Annotated in this window: 14 protein-coding genes, 1 tRNA gene and 1 pseudogene; 5 read left to right on the plus strand and 11 right to left on the minus strand. The window is 67.6% G+C overall.

Annotated elements, in window-relative coordinates; translation table 11 throughout:
- Nucleotides 1-43 precede the first annotated feature (43 nt).
- The 9 genes from ABZV58_RS17125 to ABZV58_RS17165 all read right to left on the minus strand — a co-directional run bounded on the left by ABZV58_RS17125 (nucleotide 44) and on the right by ABZV58_RS17165 (nucleotide 9,241).
- A complete protein-coding gene (locus ABZV58_RS17125; RefSeq protein ID WP_355001066.1) occupies nucleotides 44-1,000 on the minus strand; it encodes an MlaD family protein in 957 nt (318 codons plus the stop codon).
- The gene (locus ABZV58_RS17130; protein WP_355001067.1) at nucleotides 997-2,070 is read right to left on the minus strand and encodes an MlaD family protein; all 1,074 of its coding nucleotides are present in this window, start codon (nucleotides 2,068-2,070) and stop codon (nucleotides 997-999) included. Before ABZV58_RS17130 ends, ABZV58_RS17125 begins: the two co-directional genes overlap by 4 nt.
- Nucleotides 2,067-3,170: an MlaD family protein gene (locus ABZV58_RS17135; RefSeq protein WP_355001068.1), complete on the minus strand. Its 1,104-nt coding sequence runs from the start codon at nucleotides 3,168-3,170 to the stop codon at nucleotides 2,067-2,069. Before ABZV58_RS17135 ends, ABZV58_RS17130 begins: the two co-directional genes overlap by 4 nt.
- The gene (locus tag ABZV58_RS17140) at nucleotides 3,170-4,213 is read right to left on the minus strand and encodes an MCE family protein (protein ID WP_355001069.1); all 1,044 of its coding nucleotides are present in this window, start codon (nucleotides 4,211-4,213) and stop codon (nucleotides 3,170-3,172) included. Before ABZV58_RS17140 ends, ABZV58_RS17135 begins: the two co-directional genes overlap by 1 nt.
- Nucleotides 4,201-5,205: an MCE family protein gene (locus ABZV58_RS17145; protein WP_355001070.1), complete on the minus strand. Its 1,005-nt coding sequence runs from the start codon at nucleotides 5,203-5,205 to the stop codon at nucleotides 4,201-4,203. Before ABZV58_RS17145 ends, ABZV58_RS17140 begins: the two co-directional genes overlap by 13 nt.
- The gene (locus ABZV58_RS17150) at nucleotides 5,202-6,236 is read right to left on the minus strand and encodes a mammalian cell entry protein (protein ID WP_355001071.1); all 1,035 of its coding nucleotides are present in this window, start codon (nucleotides 6,234-6,236) and stop codon (nucleotides 5,202-5,204) included. Before ABZV58_RS17150 ends, ABZV58_RS17145 begins: the two co-directional genes overlap by 4 nt.
- A gap of 3 nt (nucleotides 6,237-6,239) precedes the next feature.
- A complete protein-coding gene (locus tag ABZV58_RS17155; RefSeq protein WP_355001072.1) occupies nucleotides 6,240-7,106 on the minus strand; it encodes an ABC transporter permease in 867 nt (288 codons plus the stop codon).
- Nucleotides 7,107-7,952, minus strand: a complete 846-nt coding sequence (locus ABZV58_RS17160) for an ABC transporter permease (RefSeq protein WP_355001073.1) — start codon at nucleotides 7,950-7,952, stop codon at nucleotides 7,107-7,109.
- Nucleotides 7,953-8,149: 197 nt separating this feature from the next.
- The gene (locus tag ABZV58_RS17165; RefSeq protein WP_355001074.1) at nucleotides 8,150-9,241 is read right to left on the minus strand and encodes an ionic transporter y4hA; all 1,092 of its coding nucleotides are present in this window, start codon (nucleotides 9,239-9,241) and stop codon (nucleotides 8,150-8,152) included.
- 218 nt (nucleotides 9,242-9,459) lie between these two features.
- On the opposite strand from ABZV58_RS17165, the gene ABZV58_RS17170 reads away from it, so the two are divergent.
- Complete coding sequence (locus ABZV58_RS17170; protein ID WP_355001166.1) at nucleotides 9,460-9,675, plus strand: DUF4377 domain-containing protein; 216 nt, start codon at nucleotides 9,460-9,462, stop codon at nucleotides 9,673-9,675.
- Nucleotides 9,676-9,705: 30 nt separating this feature from the next.
- On the opposite strand, the pseudogene ABZV58_RS17175 reads toward ABZV58_RS17170, so the two are convergent.
- Nucleotides 9,706-9,915: pseudogene (locus ABZV58_RS17175) on the minus strand (NUDIX domain-containing protein); the annotation flags it as partial.
- A gap of 3 nt (nucleotides 9,916-9,918) precedes the next feature.
- Complete coding sequence (locus ABZV58_RS17180) at nucleotides 9,919-10,311, minus strand: nitroreductase/quinone reductase family protein (RefSeq protein WP_355001075.1); 393 nt, start codon at nucleotides 10,309-10,311, stop codon at nucleotides 9,919-9,921.
- A gap of 106 nt (nucleotides 10,312-10,417) precedes the next feature.
- On the opposite strand from ABZV58_RS17180, the gene ABZV58_RS17185 reads away from it, so the two are divergent.
- The 4 genes from ABZV58_RS17185 to ABZV58_RS17200 all read left to right on the plus strand — a co-directional run bounded on the left by ABZV58_RS17185 (nucleotide 10,418) and on the right by ABZV58_RS17200 (nucleotide 13,183).
- Nucleotides 10,418-10,491 (plus strand) — tRNA-His (locus ABZV58_RS17185).
- Nucleotides 10,492-10,721: 230 nt separating this feature from the next.
- Complete coding sequence (locus tag ABZV58_RS17190) at nucleotides 10,722-11,393, plus strand: PhoU domain-containing protein (protein ID WP_355001076.1); 672 nt, start codon at nucleotides 10,722-10,724, stop codon at nucleotides 11,391-11,393.
- Between the two features lie 765 nt (nucleotides 11,394-12,158).
- Nucleotides 12,159-12,923, plus strand: a complete 765-nt coding sequence (locus ABZV58_RS17195; protein WP_355001077.1) for an HNH endonuclease family protein — start codon at nucleotides 12,159-12,161, stop codon at nucleotides 12,921-12,923.
- Between the two features lie 35 nt (nucleotides 12,924-12,958).
- Complete coding sequence (locus tag ABZV58_RS17200; RefSeq protein ID WP_355001078.1) at nucleotides 12,959-13,183, plus strand: hypothetical protein; 225 nt, start codon at nucleotides 12,959-12,961, stop codon at nucleotides 13,181-13,183.
- The last annotated feature ends 73 nt before the right edge of the window (nucleotides 13,184-13,256 follow it).

The raw sequence follows: 13,256 nt of genomic DNA on the forward strand, positions 1-13,256 counted from the left end.
GTGCCGCCGTACCCCTCGCGGGGCCTGCGATCGTGAGACGGGTCTATTTGATGGCGACGCGGATCTGGACGGCGTCGTCGTCGGTGCTGTGCAGCGCTTGGCCGATCAAGGTGCTCAGGTCCAGCTGGGGTGCGGCCGAGACCGCCGCGTCCGCGAGGGGCTGGAGGCCGGGGATGAGCGCCTTCAGTTCCGGGCCCGCTTCGCGGAGCCAGGCCGTCAGCTTCTCCAGAAACGGCACGACGCCGTTGCCGTCGAGGTACATCTCCGGGCTGCCTTGCGCGGTGACCAGACGTCCGACCGCCTCGACGAGTTCGTCCAGTGCCTGACCGAATTTCACCAGGCCGGGCGCGCCCGCCGCGGTGGCCGGGCCAGCCCATTCGATGTCGGCGGCGGCCAGCTGGAAGCTGTTGAGCAGCTCGGCGATCTTCGGGGCCCTGGTCATGATGGTCGAGGCGAGCAGGTCGCCGGACCTGGCGAGCTCGGGCATCACCGACTCGGTGCCGGTGACGGATTTGCTCATGGTCTCCACCAGCGAGCCGACCACCGCCGGGTCCAGCTGGTTCATGGTCTTGGTGACCATGCGCGCCACCTCGGCGATCGACAGCGGCGTCCGGACGTCCTCGGTGTCCAGGCGCTGCCCGTCGCGCAGGTAGGGTCCGCCGTCGACCTTGGGCACGAACTGCACGTACGGCTCACCGAGCGCGGACAGATGCTCGATGGTGACGACGCTCGCGGTGGGCACCTTGTGGTCGGCGTCGACACGGAAGGCGACCTCGACACCGGCCGCGGTGCTGTCCACCGAGGTGACGTCGCCGATCTCGATGCCGGTCAACAGAATCGGCGAACCGACGCCGAGTCCGCCGGAGTTCTTCAACACCATGGTGGCGTGGGTGTAATCGGCGAACGGATCGACCCGCACCACGCCGAAGGTCAGGTAGGCCGCGCCGAGGATCATGATGGCGGCGATGCCGCCGAGCGAGGCAAGCGAACCGATCTTCATCGGACGGCTCCGATCATGCGCAGGGTCTGAACGATCCGGTCGACCTGTTCCTGCTCCGCCACCGGGCTCGCGTCCACCCGCACACCGGTGACGTTCACTTTCGGCCCCCGCTCGACGAACGGAATGATCTTGTCCCGCAACAGCGCGACGAGCATCGCCAGGTTCGACGGATCGCGCAGATCCAGCGGTCCGCCGGTGGCCAGCGGCACGAACGCCATGGCCGCGGCGTCACCGGACCGCACGAGCGGTTCGAGCCACGCCAGCGACTGACCGACTGGGCCGAGCCCGCTGAAGATCTCGGTCACGCCGTCGATGGACTGGGTCGCGGCGCCGAGCCGGTCCACGGAGGCTGCGCTGAGGATGTTGTCCAGCTCGGGCTGAACCTTGTGCAGCACTTCGGCATTGTTGGCGAGGCCGTAGAGCAGCTTGTCGACCTGGTCGAGGTTGGCGGCGAGGTCGGCGGCGTCGGCGCCCATGACGCCCGCGATGCGGGCGGTCTCCTTCGGATCCTGGGGCAGCACCGCATTGAACCGGTTGACGATGTCCTGCAACTGGCCGACCGCGCCGCCCTGCACGAAGAACGCCATCGCGGCCATCGTGTCCTCCAGTTGCACAGGAGGTTTGGTGTGATCGACGTCGATCGTGCCGCCCGGCCCCAGCAGCTTGTCGAAGCCGTCGGGCGGGGTGGTCAGGGCGATGTGGATGTCACCGAGCACGGTGTTCTGGCGCAGTTCGGCGATCGTGTTCGCGGGCAGCTGCACCGATTTCGAGATCTCGGTGTCCACGACGACGTACCCGCCGCGCCCCTGCAGCGCCTCGGCGGCGGGCACCACGGTCACCTTCTCGACCGTGCCGACCTGCGCGCCGTTGGCGATGACCTTCGCGCGGGCGGGCAGATTCAACACATTGGCGAACTGGATCTGCACGTGGTAACTCGGCCCCGAGATCGACGTGCCGGGCACCGGCACCGAGGACGGATCGAAGGCACAGCCGCCGAGCGCGATCGAGGCCGCCAGTGCGATAGCGATCCCACTGCGCCGCAAGGATTTCGACCGAATTCGCTCGCTCATCGGGCACCCGCCAATCCCAATACCAGCTGGACCAATTCCACGTTCACCATGCCGTTCTCGGCGCCCGCGCACCGGCCGGGCGCCACCACGTTCACGGCCACGCACACCTCTTCGGCGTTGCGCTGCGGGATGGCCACCTTCGGTGGCGCGTAGGTCAGGCTCGCCGCGCCGGTCTCCGGATCGGCGACGCTGCGCAGCGCCGAGGCGAACACCGGTGTGGTGAGCACGATCTCGCGCAACGAACCGACATTGGCGCGCAGCAGCTTCAGCATCGGCACCGCGCGGTCGAGCAGGGTGAGGATCTCGTCGCCGAAGGAGGTGGTGATGTCGTTGAGCATCGGCAGCACCTCGGCGAGGCCGTCGAACAGCTGCGCACCGGGGAGCAGCAGGTCCTCGCTGGCCTGGTTCAGCACCGGTCCGACGCGCACCAGCATGGTCTGCAGGTCGCCCCAGTACTGGTTGACCTTCTGCGAGACCGAGGCGAACGCGTCGAAAATGCCCGCGAGATGGCCGATGTCGGCATCGGGCGATTTCAGCGCCGAACCCAGCTTGCGGATCAGCTCGTTGATCTGCGGCCCGGTGCCCGCAGTGGCCCGGTCCAGCGCGGTGAGTCCGTTCGCCAGCGAATTCGGTTGGGATGGATCGGGTCCGACGATCTGATCGGAGAGCTGGGCGAGCGCGGTGAGCGTCTCGGTGAGGCTCTTCGGGGTCAGCGTCTTGGTGATGCACTGGGAACTGTTCCAGCGCTCCAGGTTCGTGCCGCTGGCCAGCACCGCTAGCTCCCGGTCGGCGACGACGGTGTCGGACACCGTGGTGGCCGAGGCGTCGGCGTACACCGGATGGTCGGCGTCGACCTCGAAGTCGACCCGCACGTTCGGACCCTGGTTGCGCACCGAGATCACGCTGCCGACCGTGATGCCGCGCATGGTCACCTGGTTGCCCTCGTACAGGCCGACGCTGTCGGGCATGATCGCGCAATAGGATTCGGTGCTCTTCAGCGGATCGAAGCCGACGATGTAGCCGACTAACCCGAGCGCCGCGATGACCACGGCCCCCGCGATCGACATGAACGCCTGGGTGCCGAGCAGCTTCTTCAACATCAGCACTCCTTCCCCGGCAACGGCACGCACACCGACGACAGATCCAGCCCCGAGGGCGCGGGCACGGTCTGCCCCGAGCGGTCCAGAACCAAACCTTCCTCGGGGATCACCAGCGACCGCAGTTTCTCGCTCAGCTGCTGGGTGCTCGCGATGATCGGTTCGAGCTTGCCGCCCATATCCTCGAGCCGCGGCAGGGCGTCGGCCAGCTGCTGCGCCCTCGGCTTCAGCGTGGACTCCCAGGCGGGTGTGAGGGCGGTCAGCCGCTGCACCACGCTGTTCAGCAGGGCGACGGCCTCGCGCAGCTCCGCGCGCTTGTCGATGAGCACGGTCTCCAGCAGGTTGACGTTGTCCATCAGCCTGCCCAGATCGGTCTTCGCGCCGTCGTACATGGTCACGTATTCGTCGGCCACCGCAATGGCATTGGAGACCTGGGAGCGCTGGCGATCGATGGCGTCGATGTAGCCGCCGACGGTGTCCAGGGTGGTGCGCAGCGTCTCCGGCGCGGAGGTGAGCGACTCGTCCAGGGCTGCGAGGTTGCGCCGCAGGGTGTCGCCGTCCAGCTCGTTCAGCGGTGTCGTGGCGTCCTGGAAGGTCTGGATCAGGCTGTAGGGCAGGCGAACTCGATCCGCCGGGATCGGCTTGTCGCCGAGCGGCGCGTTTCCCGCGGGGAACAGCGCCACGTAGTGCCCGCCGACCACGGTGAGCATGCGGATGTCGAGCGAGGTCTGATCACCGAGGAACACATCGGATTTCACGGTGAACTCCATGACCACCCGATCCGGCTTCAGCTCCAGCGATTCCACCGAACCCACCGAGACACCGGCGAGGCGCACGTCGTCGCCTTCCTTCACCGACTGCGCCTCGGACAGTTCGGCGGTGTAGGTGGTCTTGCCGAACGGCACCGCGTACAGGACGGCCGCGGCCAGCATCCCCAGCGCGACGAGCACCGCGCCGAAGATGCCGAAACGAATCTCCTTGCGCCGCTTGGCCGCGTCATCCAGGATCGGCCGGTCACCGAACCAGCGGGAAATCACGCCTGGCATATCGCCACCTTCTGTCCGGCGACGAGGACGCGCACCGGCGCGGGCAGCTCGGCGGCGCCCTTGCTGCACTCCGGCTGCCAGCCCGCGACAGTGCGCGGCAGCGCGTTGTCCACCGATTGGAGCAGGCCGGGCAGCCTGCCGAAGACCTCGACCGCCTGCTGCGGATCGGGGAACAGGCCGCGGATCATCGCGTCGATGTCCTGGCCGCTCCGCGGGTCGAGCCCGAGTGTCGCGAGCAGCCGGTCCAGCGGACCGAGCACCGCGGGCGCGGACATCGCGAAATCGGCCAGCCCGCCGATATTGGCCTGTAGGGACTGGAAGACGTCGCTGAGCCGGGCCAGCAGCGGCACCAGGTAGTGCACGCGTCCGCCGACCCGGTCGGCGATGTCGGACATGTTCTTCACCAGCTGACCGATCACCTGCTGGCGATCGCCGACGTACTGGCTGAGCTTGCCGATGGCCTCCATGGCGGGGCCGATGCCGGTGCCGTCGCCCTCGATCACCGCGAGCATGCTCTCGGTGAACTGGTTGACCGCCTCCGGCGACAGCGTCGCGAGCACCGGCTTCAGACCGTTGAACAGGCTGGTCACATCGAACGAGGGCACCGTCATGTCGGCGCCGATCACCGCGTTGGCAGGAAGCCGCACACCGGGATTCGGCTGCTGCTGCAGATCGATGTACCGCTGACCGGTCAGGTTCTGGTACCGGATGGCCAGCGTGCTGTTGTCGTAGATCGGCGTCGCGGTCTTGACGGTGAGATGGACCTTCGCCTTCACCCCGTCCAGCGAGATCTTCTCGACCTTGCCCACCTGCACGCCGTACATGCGCACGTCGTCGCCGACCTTCAGGCCGTTGGCGTCGGTGAACAGCGCGTCGTGCGCCTGGGTGTCACCGGACACCGGCCGCTCGATCGCGGTGAGCACCAGTGCGAGCACCACCGCCATCACCGCGGCGAACAGACCGAGGCGCCATGCCGCGCCGCGCACCGTCATCGGATACCTCCCTGGCCGAGCAGCGGCACCGCGATACCCGGCACTCCTTGCAAGTCGACCTCCAGATTCAGCACCGGCCCGTCCGGCGAATCCGGCATCGCCGCGCGCAAACGCTCCAGCAGCAGGCGCGATTCGGCCGCCGACTGCTGCGGCCGGGGCACCATCTGGGCGAGCACGCTGAGCAGCGGCGCCAGCATGTCGGTAGCCTCCGCGAGCTGGCCGCCCGCGTTGCTGACCGTGGTGGCGAGGCCCGGCAGGATCTGGCCGGTGAGGGCGGCGACGCCCACGTCGTAGCGATCCTTGTCGGTCTGCACGATCCGGATGTCGTGGATCTGGTCCAGGATCTGGATGGTCGCGCCCGCGAAATCACCACCGCCGTCGAAGGCCGGGCCCAGCCTGCCGAGCAGTTCCGAGGCGGGCATCGTCTGGTTGTCGGCGATGGTGCGCGCCACCGTAATCAGCGCCTGCACCAGCGGCGTGAACGCCTTGAAGTCGGCGGAGACCTGCGCGATGACGGTCGCCAGCTGCGGACTGAAGACCGACGCGCCCACCTGCGACAGGCTGCGCAGGATGCTGCCCATCGTGGCGTCGTAGACGCCGACGGCGCGCGGGCCGGTCAGGTCGATCTCGGTGTCCTGGCGCAGCGGCGAACCGCCTGGCCCGCGGCGCAGTTCGAGTTCGCTGATGCCGAACAGGTTGGCGGGCGCGTAGTCGATCAGCAGCGAGTCGTCGATGCCGTGCAGCCGGGAGTCGTCCAGCCGCAAGGTGATTCGCTGAGTACCGCGCGGGGCGGACGCGATCCGGTCGACCTCGCCGACCAGCACACCGTCGAGGCGCACCTGTGTCCCCTCGGTGACGCCGTCACCGATCTGCTCGGTGTGCAGCGCGATGCGCAGACCGTCCTCCGAGCGCAGATCGCGGTAGAGCGCGGTGGTCAGCGCGACCACCGCGATCAGCGCGACGATCACCGAACCGACCGTGCGCGAACGTTTCTTGTCCGCGGCGACGCCGGGCAAACCGTATTCAGGCAATGTTCACCCCGTGAAGCTGATCGCCGTGTTGAAACCCCACAGCACGATGGACAGCACCATGTCGATGGCGATGATCGCCACGAAGCTGGTGCGCACCGCGCGGCCCGACGCGATGCCGACGCCCTCGGGGCCGCCCTTCGCGAAGAAGCCGTAATAGCTGTGCACGAGAATCACCACGGTGCCGAAGATCGCGACCTTGATCACCGCGGCGATCACGTCGAATCCGGACACGAACTGGAAGAAGTAGTGGTCGTAGACGCCCGCCGACTGGCCGTGCACCATCGTGATGAGGCCGCGGCAGGCGAGGTAGGACAGGATCAGCGCGATCAGGAAGGTCGGGACGATGGCCAGCGCGCCCGCGATGACCCGGGTGGTCACCACGAACGGCACCGAGCGCAGGCCGAGCGATTCGATCGCGTCGATCTCCTCGGAGATGCGCATGGAGCCGATCTCGGCGGTGATGCGGCAGCCCGCCTGCGCGGCGAAGCCGACGGCGGCCGCGATCGGGGCCAGCTCGCGAGTGGTCGCGTAGGCCGAGACGATGCCGGTGACCGGGCCCATGCCGAGCATGTCGAGGGTGGCGAAGGATTCGACGCCGACCGAGGCGCCCATCACCAGGCCGAGCACGATCATCATCGGCACCGTGCCGCCGCCGACCACGATGGAGCCGCGGCCCCAGGTCATGTTGGTGATGGCGCGCATGGTCTCGGCGCGGTACCGGCGCAGCGTCAGCGGAATCGCCGAGAGCACCTGCCAGACGAACACGGCGACGAAGCCGAACGAGTCGATCGCGCGCAGGACGCGGCTGCCGCGCCGGAAGTAGCGCGCGACGGGAGCGAATCCCTTGGGGACGTAGGAAGAGACAGCCATCTACGCCAGCCTCGTGGGCAGGAACATCGCGGTCACCTGCGTCAACAACAGATTCACACACACGATCGACACCACCGACAACACCACCGCCGCGTTCACCGCATCAGCCACACCCCGCGGACCACCCTTGGCCTCCAACCCCCGCTGACACGCGATCACCACCACCAAAAACCCGAAAATCAACGCCTTCACCAACGACATCCACACATCCCCCGCCGTCGTGAACGACCCGAACGTCGCCCAATACGACCCCGGCGTCACCCCCTGACCACCGATCGCCACCGCATACCCGGCCAACACCCCCACGAAAATGATCAACACGTTCAACAACGGCGCCACGACCAACATCGCCACCATCCGCGGAATCACCAACCGATGAACCGGCGAGATCCCCATCGTGTGCAACGCATCGATCTCCTCCCGAATCGTGCGCGCCCCCAAATCCGCCGCGATCGCCGCCGCCCCCGCACCACCCAACAGAAACCCCGTCGCCATCGGCGCACCCTGCTTGATCACCCCCAAACCACCGGTCGCACCCAACAACGAATCCGCACCCAACGTGTGGATCAGATTGCCCACCTGGATCGACACGATCACCCCGAACGGAATCGCCATCAAAATCGCGGGCACCGTCGTCACCGTGATCAACCGCCACGCCTGCAAGATCGCCTCACGCCACTGAAACTCCCGGCGCACCACATCCCCCACCGCGCCGACCACCGACTCCTGCGCGATACCCACCGCACGACCGAAGGTCCGCAACGACGACGTGACGGTGTCCGAGAAATTCTTGCGGACGATCGCGGTAGCGGATTCCCGGGTGGCCGTGTGCAATTCCGGCGTCATAGACGAGACCCGTGTGCCGTGCTTTCCGCACGGGAGATGTCGAAATTCATGGCGCTCTCCGAATCCGGCGTCGATGCCAACATCCGTCAAGCTAATCGGTACTCCGCGTCACAACAAAATTGGCGTGCTGTGACCCTCGCCACTGGACAGGTGTTCATGACACAGGTTTCAGTTATTCGTGAGACGCATCACGATGACTACGGACTGGCGGCCAGGAACACAAAAGCCGAGAACAGAGCCAGATGCACGCCGCCTTGCAGCAGCGTCGCCCGACCGGGAACCACGGTCAGCACGCCGACGACGACCGTCAACGCGAGCAGCACCATCTGCGTCGCACCCAGTCCGAGCACCAGGGGACCCTGTAGCCAGATAGTTGCCACAGCAATGGCCGGGATGGTCAACCCGATGCTCGCCATCGCCGAACCCAACGCCAGGTTCAGACTGATCTGCACCTGATCGCGGCGGGCGGCCCGCACCGCCGCCAGTGTCTCGGGAAGCAGGACGAGCAGCGCGATCGCCACGCCCACCGCGGCGGGCGGCATGCCCGCGTTGGCCACCGCCGATTCGATGGCGGGCGAGACCACCTTGGCCAGACCGACCACGCCGACCAACGCGACGAGCAACAGACCCAGGCTGGTGGACGTCGCGCGGACGGAGGGCCGCTCGGCGGTCGTGCCGCCGTCGGTGATCACACCGCCTTCTTCCACCGGAAGGAAGTCGTCGCGGTGGCGCACCGTTTGAACCATCACGAACAAGCCGTACAGCGCGAGCGAGGCGACGGCGGCGAACGCGAGCTGCGCGGGCGAGAACTCGGGGCCCGGCACGCTCGAGGTGAAGGTCGGCAGCACCAAGCTCAGCGTGGCCAGCGTCGCCACCGTCGCCAGCGCCGCGCCCGTGCCCTCCGCGTTGAAGACCGCGAGGCGTCTGCGCAGCGCGCCGACCAGCAGCGCCAGACCGAAGATGCCGTTGCAGGTGATCATCACCGCGGCGAAGACGGTGTCGCGGGCCAGGGTCGCGGACTTCTCACCGCCGGAGATCATCAACGTCACGATGAGCGCCACCTCGATCACGGTCACCGCGACCGCGAGGACAAGCGATCCGAACGGCTCCCCCACCCGATGCGCGACGATCTCCGCGTGCTGCACCGCGGCCAGCACCGCGCCCGCGAGAAACACCGCGACCACGATCACTCCCACTGTCGGCAGACTTCGTCCCCAAGTGGCGACCAGGGCGAGCGCGGCGAGGAGAGGGGCGAACACGGTCCAGCGGGTTGTCAACGCACCGATCATGCCCTCCATCGTCCCAGCTATCTCAGGGCACCTAGATCGGTATCATCGGCGGGATGCAGCAACGACTCCGCGCGGCCGTCGCCACGGGCATCCTGCTCGTCCCGCTGCTTGGCGCCTGCACCACCGTGCCGGAGGGCCCGACACTCCTCTCCACGTCCACTACCAGCGAATCCGTGGAAATCCCCGGGACCTTCGTAATCGAGGTCGCACCACGGACCATGCGGTGCACCGGGGTCGCCCCGAGGGATTGCCTACAGATCCGCCGCGACCAGAACGGGCCGTGGGAGTTGTTCTACGGCTCGATCGACGGGTTCGAGTTTCAGTCCGGCAACCACTACCGGCTGCGTATCGAGCAGACGCCCGTGGATCCACCGGCCGATGCGCCGTCCGCCTCGTGGCGGCTGGTCGAGGTTCTGGAGAAGCGGCCCGCGTAGCCCACCTTGCAGCGCTTCGATTTCCACCCGCACGCCGGTCTCCTCGGCGACCTCGCGCACGACGGCGGCCGCGGCGGACTCGCCCAGTTCGATGGCGCCGCCGGGCAATCCCCACTGGCCGTCGTCGCTGCGGCGCTGCATGAGCACGCGTCCGTCGGCCACCACACACGCCGCGGCATACGCCAGCTGGATGTGGTCGCGACCGACCCGCTCGCGCAGCCAGCGGATGTAGTCGGGCACGACTCAGTCCAGGTCCACCCGGACGGTCAGCAGGTCGGTGCCGACGAGCCGGACCGCGGCGCTGTTGGCGCGCGGCAGCTCGCGCAGGCGGGCGCGGGCGTCGTCCTCGGGGAGCAGGTGGGCCGTGCCGGTGTGCCAGTGGCCGTGCAAGCGGACGCGAACCCGGTTGTTCGCCTTGATATTCCGAATGTATTGGGAGCGTTCGCCGAACTCCGAGACCAGCCAGAAGCTGTCGCCGACTCGGCGGCCGCCGATCGGGGTGATGCGCGGTTCGCCGCTCACCCGGCCGGTCGTCTCGAGCAGTTGCTGGCTGGGCAGTCTGCGCAGGAGGGGATTTCCGACCAGTCGCTGGAAGGTGGTCACCAGACGGTGTTGCACATCGTCCTTCTTCGGCATACGCCGACCGTAACACCGTGCGGCGGCGGGCGGCGGTGCGAGAAAATCGCTGGCGGGTCGCCCGGCGCGGTCGCTACCGTGGCCACACGCGAGGAAGCCGCGCGCGGTGGGTGTAGCTCAGTCGGTCAGAGCGCCTGGTTGTGGTCCAGGAGGTCGCGGGTTCGAATCCCGTCACTCACCCTCTCGCACCCGGCCCGACGCGTACGCACAGTCTTGCCTCCGAGGCCACCGGCGCACTTCGTCCGGCAGCATCGGTGGGTACGTCGGACGCGCGGACGGTGATGCGCATCCGCTATTCGACCTGTACGCGGCGAGCTTTCCGGGCCGTCACGCCCCTCGCGCTCGATATCCCATTGGCGGGCAGCGCGAATCGTTTCCCCGCGCGCCCCACCATAGGCGAGAATTTGCCGGTGCGGACCCAGTTCACCCACGAGCTCAACGCGTTGACCAATGATCTGACGCTGATGTGCCGACTCGCCCATGACGCAGTCGAGCGAGTCAACGACGCGCTCGCCAGCGCCGACCTCACGGCCACCTACGAGGTCTTCGCCCTCGACGAGCAGCTACAGAAGATGTACGGCGCGTGCGAGGCGCGGACGGTGGTGCTGCTCGCGTTGCAGGCGCCGGTGGCAAGGGATCTGCGGCACGTCGTGACGGCGATCCAGATCGCCAACGAGCTGTCCCGCATCGGCTGGCTGACCAGCCGCGTCGCCGACCAGGTATACCGGGCACATCCGAATCACGTTGCACCGCAACCCATCCTGGACGTACTCGCTGAGCTCGGCAAGTACGCCGCGCACCGCACCGCCCTCGCCGGTGAAGCCGTCGCCACCGCCCACCAGTCCGCCGACGCCGAACCGGTCAGCGCGACACTCGCCGAGCTGCGTGGACGGCTGCACGCGGCGTTGACCGATCCGGAGCGCGCGCAATCCGCCGGCGCGGCCATCGATCTCGCCCTGCTCGGTAATCATCTGGAGCGCTGCATCGACCACACCACCCGCATCGAGCGGCTGATCCGGTTCCTGGACACCGGCGTTCCGCCGATGGCGCAGCCCGCGGACGCCGAGCCGGACGAGGACTGAGCCGAAACCCGCACCGCGCCTTCGCGGTCGGCGGCGGTGGGGCCTGCCACAGCACCCGACGCTCGCTCGCCCGGGGGCCGAGTTCGAAGACGCCGACCACAAGCTGTTTTCCGTAGCAACGCAGTAGATGTACGGACACCTCTCCAAAACATGCTGGCGCTTGTGAGGTTCCGATGAAGCTTGTGAAGCGGCGGTCGAGTATCTACTATCTTGCTACGTAGACAACGAGGTCGGGACGGAGGACCCATCGTGGATCGGCCATCGCCGCGGATCGGCACGCGACGCAACCGCCGGAAACCAGCGCGCGATCGCGTCCCGGCCAGCGGCTCGCGCTGAGCGAGCCCCTCGAACGTCACGAACGCGATCTCCTCGTGCGGAGCTTCACCTCGGGACCTACCCCTCATCAGCCCCGTGGTGTCGCGCGGTGCGACCGCGGCCTGGACAACCGCACGCCCGCACGCACGCGGACGAAATCGTTCGTGATCCGCCACCCCTGAGTCGGCGCCGGCACGGCGACTCGGGGGTGGTCCGGCGCTTCCGCTCTGCCCCTTCGCACGACCCGATCGCGAAGAGTGTGCCGAACCTCATACGCGGCGTTGGCATTCCGGCGTAGCCGAGACAGGTACGTTGGCGCCCGCGATAATTGGACGAGGTAGGCGTTAGGAACAACTCGATGAAGCTCACGGCCCGGCAGTCGTTGCCCTGGCATCCGGTGGCCGGGAGAATTCTCGGTGCCACGCCGGTCCCGTGCGATGGGGGATCGCTGTGAAGTGGCCCGCATCCCGCAAGTTGGTGACCGTTGTCGCGCCGATCGTCTTCACTCTCTTGCTGACTGCCGCATGCACCGTTTCTCGCGGCACCGACAGCAAACCACCGGCCTCGCCCGGACAGCAGACTTCGGCGTCCGCTGAGGAAGTCCGCGACCTGCTCGCGAAACTCGCTGTCGCGCCGGAGGCCCCGATGACCGGGTACAGCCGCGAGAAGTTCCCGCACTGGGATCCGAACAAGGCCGAGCACGGTTTCGGCGCCGACTTCACGCAGTACAGTCGTTGCACCACACGGGAAGTGATGCTGCTGCGCGACGCCGTCGGCACTGTTCGGCTCGATCCGAAGACCTGTGAACTCACGGTCGGCTCCGACGGCGGCTGGCGCGATCAGTACGGAGTCCTCGACCGCAAGAGCGGACAGCTCAAAGAGTACAAGTGGATCACCGACCCCTCGGGCGTGGATGCCGAGCACATCGTCGCGCTGGCCGAGGCCTGGCGGTCCGGCGCCGCCGCGCTGGACGAGGACACCCGCCGCCGCATCGCCAACGACGCCGTCAACCTCGAAGCCTCGGACCCGACGGCGAACAGGTCGAAGGGCGATCAGGACGCCGCGAACTACCTGCCGCCGGGAAGTTTCCGGTGTGGCTATATCGAGCGCTACCTCACGGTCAAAGTAAAATACGGTCTGACCATTGATCCTGCCGAACAGTCCGCGTTGCGCACCGCGATCGACGACTGTGGCCGCCAAGGAGGGTTCCGCTGATCGACGTCATCGAGATCTCCGCCAAGGCCGCCGTCATGACCGAGGAGGAAGGGACGGTGTCCGGCGATCTCGATGTCACCGTCGACGAGTCGGGCAAGGGGCTGGTCCGCTACCGCGGCACCGACACCTGGCTGACCATCGGCAACCTCGACGGCGATCCCCCACGCACCTGGAAAACCACCGCCGAACTCGCCACCGCCATCGAAGCCGACCTCGGCAAGCGTGACGCGGCAGGCAACCTGTTGTTCTTCGAGGCCTGACAGCCGTCCCGCCGACGGCTGCGCCCTCGGCGAATCCATCAGCGGTGGTCATGATGGCCTGGCCGCGGCCGAG

This window comes from Nocardia sp. NPDC004654, assembly GCF_040609595.1.
Lineage (GTDB): Bacteria > Actinomycetota > Actinomycetes > Mycobacteriales > Mycobacteriaceae > Nocardia.